Source organism: Roseateles sp. (assembly GCF_039595295.1).
Lineage (GTDB): Bacteria > Pseudomonadota > Gammaproteobacteria > Burkholderiales > Burkholderiaceae_C > Roseateles.
The window spans coordinates 1-7356 of record NZ_JBCNLU010000079.1 but is presented as its reverse complement, the minus strand read 5'-3'; the positions used below and the strand labels follow the sequence as shown (position 1 = coordinate 7356).

Genomic DNA, 7356 nt, shown 5'->3' with positions numbered 1-7356 from the left:
GCGAATGCACCGCGAGCTGCGCGCGGCCGTCTTCCAGCGCCGTCTCCAGCTCCTTGACGAACAGGCCCTTGCCGCCGACCTTGGACAGCGTCCGGTCCAGGATCTGGTCGCCGCGCGTGGTCATGCCCAGCAACTCGACGCCCAATCCGCGCGCGCGCAGCAGCGCCTGCACATGCTCCGCCTGCCACAGCGCCAGGCGGCTCTCCCGCGTGGCGATCACGAAATCGTTGTTCATGGGGCGGCATGCTAAACGGCAACGCCTGTCACCGCGGGCGACGGGACCGCTGCTCGCGCAAAGATCGGGACCGTCGGTTGCCGCGAAGCATCGCTTGCGCGATCCCGGAGCTTCACGCGGCGCGCGCCCAACGCCGCGGGGCGGGCTCCGCGCGAAGAAACTGCTAAAGTCAGCCGAAGGTAACTCGGTTACATCCGTGCTCCCGCCCGCCCTGGGCTCCTCCCCGGCATCCCTGCCGCCGACGACACGACGACGCCATGCCCGACAGTTCCGCCTCCCGCGCTCCGCGCCGCGCTGCCCAGTCAGCCGCCAAGTCCTCTTCCTCCACGTCCAAGTCCGCGAAGACGACCGCAACGACAGTCGCCAAGCCCAACGGCAAGGCCCCGGCCAAGCGCGCCGTCAAGACGGGCACCGCGCTCACGCGCGCGGTGAAGGACAAGAACCAGCCGCTGATGGACGACATTCGCCTGCTGGGCCGCATCCTGGGCGAGGTCATCCGCGAGCAGGAAGGCCGCGAGGCCTATGAGCTGGTCGAGCGGGTACGGCAGCTGTCGGTGGCCTATCGGCTCAAGCGCGACACGCAGGCCGGCAAGCAGATGGACAAGCTGCTCAAGAGCCTGTCGGGCGAGCAGACGGTCAGCGTGATCCGCGCGTTCAGTTACTTCTCGCATCTGGCCAACATCGCCGAGGACCGCCATCACGTGCGCCGCCGCGAGGTGCATGAGCGCGAAGGCAGTCTGCAAGCCGGCTCGCTGGGCTTCGCGCTGGAGCGCCTGTTCGACGCCGGCGTGCGTCCGTCGGAGGTCGCGCGCACGCTGGAACGCGGCTTCGTCTCGCCGGTGCTGACGGCGCATCCGACCGAAGTGCAGCGCAAGAGCATCCTGGACGCCGAGCGCGCCGTCGCCGAGCTCGTCGAAGCCCGCGACCGCCTGCACACCGAGCGCGAGAAGACCGCCAACGAGAGCCTCATCCGCGCCCGCGTCACGCAGCTCTGGCAGACGCGGATGCTGCGCTATTCCAAGCTGACCGTGTCCGACGAGATCGAGAACGCGCTCAGCTACTACCACGCGACCTTCCTGCGCGAGATCCCCAAGCTCTACACCGAGCTCGAGGAAGCCCTTCCCGGCGAGGAAGTCGCGCCCTTCCTGCGCATGGGCCAGTGGATCGGCGGGGATCGCGACGGCAACCCGAACGTCACCGCGGACACCATGCGCCTGGCGCTGCGCCGTCAGAGCGAGGTGGCGCTGCGCCACTACCTGACCGAGCTGCATGAGCTCGGCGCGGAGCTGTCGATCTCGCTGCGCCTGGCCGGCGTGACGCCCGAGATGCAGGCCCTGGCCGAGCGCAGCCCCGATCGCAACGAACACCGCATGGACGAGCCCTATCGGCGCGCGCTCACCGGCATGTATGCGCGACTCGCCGCGACGCTGGAATCGCTGACCGGCACCGAGGCGCTGCGCCACGCGGTCGCGCCGCAGACGCCCTACCTCGCGCCTGAAGAACTGCTGGCGGATCTGCGCGTCATCCAGGCCTCGCTGGAAAGCCATCACGCGCAGGCGTTGATCGCGCCGCGGCTCAAGCCGCTGATGCGGGCGGTGCAAGTCTTCGGCTTCCATCTGGCGACGCTGGACCTGCGTCAGAGCTCCGATCAGCACGAGGCCGTCGTGGCCGAGCTGCTCAAGACGGCGCGCGTCTGCGAGGACTACTCCGCGCTGGGCGAGCTGGAGCGCCGCGCGCTGCTGGTCGACCTGCTCAACCAGACCCGGCCGCTGCGCGTGCTGGGCGCCGAGTACAGCGAGCGCGCGCAGGGCGAGCTCGCCATCTTCGCCACCGCCAAGGAATCGCTCCAGCGCTTCGGCCGCGAGGCGCTGCGGCACTACATCATTTCCCACACCGAGGACGTCAGCGACCTGCTGGAGGTCCAGCTGCTGCTCAAGGAATACGGGCTGCTGCGCGGAACGCTGGATGCCAACGCGGTCAGCGATCTGATCGTCGTGCCGCTGTTCGAGACCATCGGCGACCTGCGCAACGCGCCCGGCATCATGGGCGCCTTCTATGAACTGCCTGGCATGGCCGCGATGGTCCGCCGCTCCGGCGGCGAGCAGGACATCATGCTGGGCTACTCCGACTCCAACAAGGACGGCGGGGTGTTCACCAGCAGCTGGGAGCTGTATCGCGCGGAGATCGCGCTGGTGCGGCTGTTCGACGAGCTGCGGCAGCAGGGGCCGCTCACGCTGCGACTCTTCCACGGCCGCGGCGGCACGGTGGGTCGCGGCGGCGGCCCGAGCTATCAAGCCATCCTCGCCCAGCCTCCGGGCACGGTGAACGGGCAGATCCGGCTCACCGAACAGGGCGAGGTCATCAACTCCAAGTACGCGAATCCGGAGATCGGCCGGCGCAACCTGGAAACTCTGGTCGCGGCGACGCTGGAAGCCACGCTGTTGCACCCGACCAAGCCGGCGCCCAAGGCCTTCATGGACGCGGCGCAAGCCTTGTCCGACAGCAGCTTCGCGGCCTACCGCGGGCTCGTCTACGACACGCCTGGATTCGCCGACTTCTTCTTCGCAGCCACGCCCATCCGCGAGATCGCCGAGCTCAACATCGGCTCGCGCCCCGCGTCGCGCAAGGCGACCCGCGCGATCGAGGACCTGCGGGCGATTCCCTGGGGCTTCAGCTGGGGACAGTCGCGCATCACCCTGCCGGGGTGGTGCGGGTTCGGGACGGGGATCGAGTCCTTCCTCGGCAAGGACAAGGCCGGGCGCGACGAGAAGCTGACGCTGCTCAAGCGCATGCACAAGCAGTGGCCGTTCTTCCGGACCCTGCTGTCCAACCTCGACATGGTGCTGGCCAAAGCCGACCTCGACATCGCCCGGCGCTATCTAGAACTGGTCGAGGACAAGAAGCTCGGGAAGCGGATCTTCGGCGCCATCGAGGCCGAGTTCGCTCGCACCGAACAGGCGATCACGCTCATCACCGGAGAAGCGGATCGGCTCGCGTCCAACCCGGCGCTCGCTCGCTCCATCGAGCACCGCTTCCCCTACATCGATCCGCTCAACCACTTGCAGGTCGAGCTGATGCGGCGGTATCGGGCCATCCCGGTCGAGAAGCGCCAGGAAGATCCTCGCCTGGAACGCGTGCAGCGCGGGATCCATCTGTCGATCAACGGGATCGCGGCGGGGTTGAGAAATACCGGCTAAGGCGGGGTCCGCCTTCCGCCGCGTTTTCTCCGCGCTCGCGAGAGCCCGCCGGGATTTCGCCCCGGCGGGCGACTTCCCATTGCTCAGCGCTGACCCGCCAGCGCGTCCCGCACCGCCGCCACCTGACGCCGGGACACCGCCAGCCATTCGTTCACGTGGGCAATGCGCACCGCCCAGCCCAGTTCGCCGGATGCATCCGCCTCGGGCTCGGCAACACCCTCGGTCGGCACATGGCGCTCGAGTTCCCGCACCGCCGCCTTCGATACCAGCGCATTGCGGTGCACCCGCAGGAAGCGCTCGCCCAAACGCTGCTCCAGATCGCTCAGCGAGCCGTCCATCACGTGACTCTGCGTCGCCGTGCGCAGCGTCAGGTACTTGAGCTCCGCCTTGAAGTAGAGAACCTCGCTCAGCGGCACGCGCAGCAAGCGCCCCCGCTCGGTGATGTTGATGACCTGCGCCGGACCGTCCTCCGGCACCGGCTCCTGCGTCCGCGCCGCAGCCCGCTCGCTCGCCCGCTGAGCCGCGCGCGCGAGACTCGCCTGGAGCCGCTCCCGGCGCACCGGCTTGGTCAGATAGTCCAAGGCCTCCAGCTCGAACGCCTGCAGCGCATGCTGCGCGTGCGCCGTGACGAAGACCACCGCCGGCGCGAACGGCCTGGACCGCAAGGCCTGCGCCAGACCCAGCCCGTCCAGCCCCGGCATCTGCACGTCCAGCAGCACCAGGTCGCAAGCGTGATCCTTCAGCCACGTCAGCGCCTGCTCGCCGCTGCTCGCCTCCGCGGCCACCTCGGCGCGCGGCTCCTCGTTGCCCTCCACCAGACCCCGCAGCCGCAGCCGCGCCAAAGGCTCGTCGTCGACGATCAGCACTCTCAGCGGCGGATGGGTCAGCATCAGATCATTCCTCCGGAATCATGGGCGCTCGACGGCGACATCGCCGTCTGCATCGGCATCGGCACCGGCACCGGCGCGTGGATCGACATGGAGATTGCGGTCATCGCGCTCATCTCGGCAACACGATGCGCACGACGAAGCGGCCCTCGTCGGGACCGGCCTCCAGCCGCGCCGCCACGTCGTGCATCAACCGCAAGCGCTGCCGCACGTTGCGCAGCGCCAGCCCGTGCCCTTGCACGCGTGACACCAGCCCCACCGTGTTGACGATGCGGATCTCCACCTCGGAGCCCCGCGCCTGGATCGTGATGTCGACGTCGCCGCCCAGGTCGTTGGGCTCGACGCCGTGCCGCACCGCGTTCTCGACCAGCGGCTGCAACAGCAGCGGCGGCACGCGCACCTCATCCGCGTGCGGGTCCAGATGCCAGCTCACGCGCAGCCGGTCGCCGAAGCGCAGCTGTTCGATCGCCAGGTAGCGGCGCGCAAGCTCCACCTCCTGCGCCAGATGCACGCCCTCGGCCGTGGGGCCGGCGTCGGCGAGCGCGACATGGAAGAGCTCGGCCAGGTCCTCCAGCACCGCCTCCGCGCGGTTCGGGTCGACCCGCACCAGCGCGATCGCGGTGTTCAGCGTGTTGAACAGGAAGTGCGGCCGGATGCGCGATTGCAGCTCGACCAGGCGGGCCAGCGCGTCCGCCGGCGCCTGCGCCCGCTCCCGCAACTTCAGCCAGCCCAGCAGCACGCCCGCCGCCAGCGCGCCCGAGAGCGCCGCCGCGATGCGCTGCAGTTCGCCCAATCCGCCCAGGTCGAAGCCTTCCAGCAGACGCGCTCCGCCATAGGCGCACAGCGCGCCGAGAATGATGGGGAGGGTCCACTGCGCCCATTCGGGCAAGCGCGCGAGCACGCGCTTGGCCGCGCAGACGATCAGCAGCCAGGCCAGCACCGCGCTGAGCGCGGCCACCGAGGCGCCGCTCATGGACCAGGCCCATTGCGACGCGGTCTCGCTGGACATCGCCAGCCCGAGCGCCAGCGTCAGCTGCACGCCCAGCACCGCCCGCAGCACCAGTCCCACATGGCAGACGTCGAAGCGCCGCTGGGCGTCGATCAGCCGCGCCACGGGCGGACGCACGTCCAGCCGGGTCTCTTCCCAGGCCGGCTGAACCATCGGATCCTCCCGTCCCCGCACTGTCCTGACCCTCGCCTTTCGTCGCCGCCCCTGCGGGCGACTGTCGCGGCCATCTCGGCCCCGGCCTCGGATATCGATGCCGCCTTAGAATCTGCGGCTCATTCTCGCCCAGGCGCCCTTCCGCTCTCAATGCGGGCGCCCCCGGATCCCCGCGAAGTCGTAACGCCTTGCAAGCAATGTCCACTCCCTCCGGCACCCCTTCCTCCGACGCCCAATCCCAGCCCTCGGACAACCAGCTGGCCAACAAGTCGCAGGCCTGGTCCGCGCTGTTCTCCGAGCCGATGAGCGAGCTGGTCAAGCGCTACACCGCCAGCGTCGACTTCGACAAGCGGCTCTGGGCCGCCGACATCCAGGGCTCGCTGGCGCATGCCGAGATGCTCGCCGCGCAAGGCATCATCGGCGCCGACGACCACGCCGCCATCCAGAGGGGCATGGCCCAGATCCGCGAGGAGATCGCGTCCGGCCGCTTCGAATGGCAGCTGGATCTGGAGGACGTCCACCTCAACATCGAGGCCCGCCTGACCGCGCTGGTCGGTCTGGCCGGCAAGCGTCTGCACACCGGCCGCAGCCGCAACGACCAGGTCGCCACCGACGTGCGCCTGTGGCTGCGCGGCGAGATCGACACGCTGGTCGGCCTGCTGGGCGAGCTGCAACGCGTGCTGGTCGGCCAAGCCGAGCGCCATGCCGACGTGATCCTCCCCGGCTTCACCCATCTTCAAGTGGCGCAACCGGTCGCCTTCGGCCATCACATGCTGGCCTACGTCGAGATGTTCGCGCGTGACGCCGAGCGCCTGATCGATTGCCGCAAGCGCGTGAACCGCCTGCCGCTGGGCGCCGCCGCGCTGGCCGGCACGAGCTACCCGCTGGACCGCGAGCGCGTCGCGCGCACGCTGGGCATGGAAGGCGTCGCGCAGAACAGCCTGGACGCCGTCAGCGACCGCGACTTCGCGATCGAGTTCAGCGCCGCGGCCGCGCTGATCATGGTGCACATCTCGCGCCTGTCGGAAGAGCTGATCCTGTGGATGAGCCAGGCCTTCGGCTTCATCGCGCTGCCGGACCGCTTCTGCACCGGGTCGAGCATCATGCCGCAGAAGAAGAACCCGGACGTCCCGGAACTGGCGCGCGGCAAGAGCGGCCGCGTGGTCGGCCACCTGATGGGCCTGATCACGCTGATGAAGGGCCAGCCGCTGGCCTACAACAAGGACAACCAGGAAGACAAGGAGCCGCTGTTCGACACCGTCGATACGCTCAGCGACACGCTGCGCATCTTCGCGGAGATGATGGACGGCCTGACCGTCAAGCCCGACGCGATGGAGCGCGCGGCGCTCAAGGGCTACGCGACCGCGACCGACCTGGCCGACTACCTGGTCAAGAAGGGCCTGGCCTTCCGGGACGCCCATGAGATCGTCGCCCACGCGGTCAAGACCGCGCAGGCGCAGGGCGTGGACCTGTCCGCGCTGTCGCTGGACGCGCTGCGCCACTTCGACGCCCGCATCGGCGAGGACGTCTATGAGGTGCTATCGCTGCAGGGCTCGCTGAACGCGCGCAACATCCTCGGCGGCACCGCGCCGGCGCAGGTGCGGGCTCAGGTCGTGCGGCATCGCGCGCGTCTGGCCGCGGCCACGGGTGGCGCGGCATGAGCACGCTGGACTGGTCGCAGGACCTGGTGCTGGACCAGCCCGAGCTGGACCACACCCACGAGGAATTCGTCGAGCTGCTGAACGCCTTCGGCGACACGCTCGACCGCGGCGAGGACGCGCTGCCCGCGTTCAAGGCGTTGCTGGCGCACACCGAGGAGCACTTCGCGATGGAAGAGCGCTGGATGGCGGCGACCGGCTTCGAGGCCGAGAACTG

The 7356-nt window shown here is 69.5% G+C and carries 5 protein-coding genes and 1 pseudogene; 3 read left to right on the top strand and 3 right to left on the bottom strand.

Features of this window, described 5'->3' with window-relative positions:
• Nucleotides 1-235: pseudogene (locus ABDW59_RS24385) on the bottom strand (hydroxymethylbilane synthase); the annotation flags it as partial.
• A gap of 452 nt (nucleotides 236-687) precedes the next feature.
• Here ABDW59_RS24385 and ppc point away from each other — a divergent pair.
• A complete protein-coding gene (gene ppc, locus ABDW59_RS24380) occupies nucleotides 688-3432 on the top strand; it encodes a phosphoenolpyruvate carboxylase (protein WP_343634048.1) in 2745 nt (914 codons plus the stop codon).
• An 83-nt stretch (nucleotides 3433-3515) separates the two neighbouring features.
• Here the strand turns inward: ppc and ABDW59_RS24375 are convergent, their stop codons facing one another.
• A complete protein-coding gene (locus tag ABDW59_RS24375; RefSeq protein ID WP_343634046.1) occupies nucleotides 3516-4322 on the bottom strand; it encodes a LytTR family DNA-binding domain-containing protein in 807 nt (268 codons plus the stop codon).
• Nucleotides 4323-4431: 109 nt separating this feature from the next.
• Complete coding sequence (locus tag ABDW59_RS24370; protein WP_343634044.1) at nucleotides 4432-5481, bottom strand: histidine kinase; 1050 nt, start codon at nucleotides 5479-5481, stop codon at nucleotides 4432-4434.
• A gap of 197 nt (nucleotides 5482-5678) precedes the next feature.
• On the opposite strand from ABDW59_RS24370, the gene argH reads away from it, so the two are divergent.
• On the top strand, nucleotides 5679-7142 hold the full coding sequence (gene argH, locus ABDW59_RS24365) for an argininosuccinate lyase (RefSeq protein WP_343634042.1): 1464 nt from the start codon (nucleotides 5679-5681) through the stop codon (nucleotides 7140-7142).
• Nucleotides 7139-7356 (top strand): hemerythrin domain-containing protein (locus ABDW59_RS24360; protein WP_343634040.1); only part of this gene is annotated, 218 nt, incomplete at its 3' end. The genes argH and ABDW59_RS24360, both read left to right, overlap by 4 nt.

Coding starts and splice junctions, on each gene's coding strand:
- ABDW59_RS24375 (WP_343634046.1), bottom strand. CDS start 4,322: ATGCTGACCCATCCGCCGCTGAGAGTGCTGATCGTCGACGACGAGCCT.
- ABDW59_RS24370 (WP_343634044.1), bottom strand. CDS start 5,481: ATGGTTCAGCCGGCCTGGGAAGAGACCCGGCTGGACGTGCGTCCGCCC.
- argH (WP_343634042.1), top strand. CDS start 5,679: ATGTCCACTCCCTCCGGCACCCCTTCCTCCGACGCCCAATCCCAGCCC.
- ppc (WP_343634048.1), top strand. CDS start 688: ATGGACGACATTCGCCTGCTGGGCCGCATCCTGGGCGAGGTCATCCGC.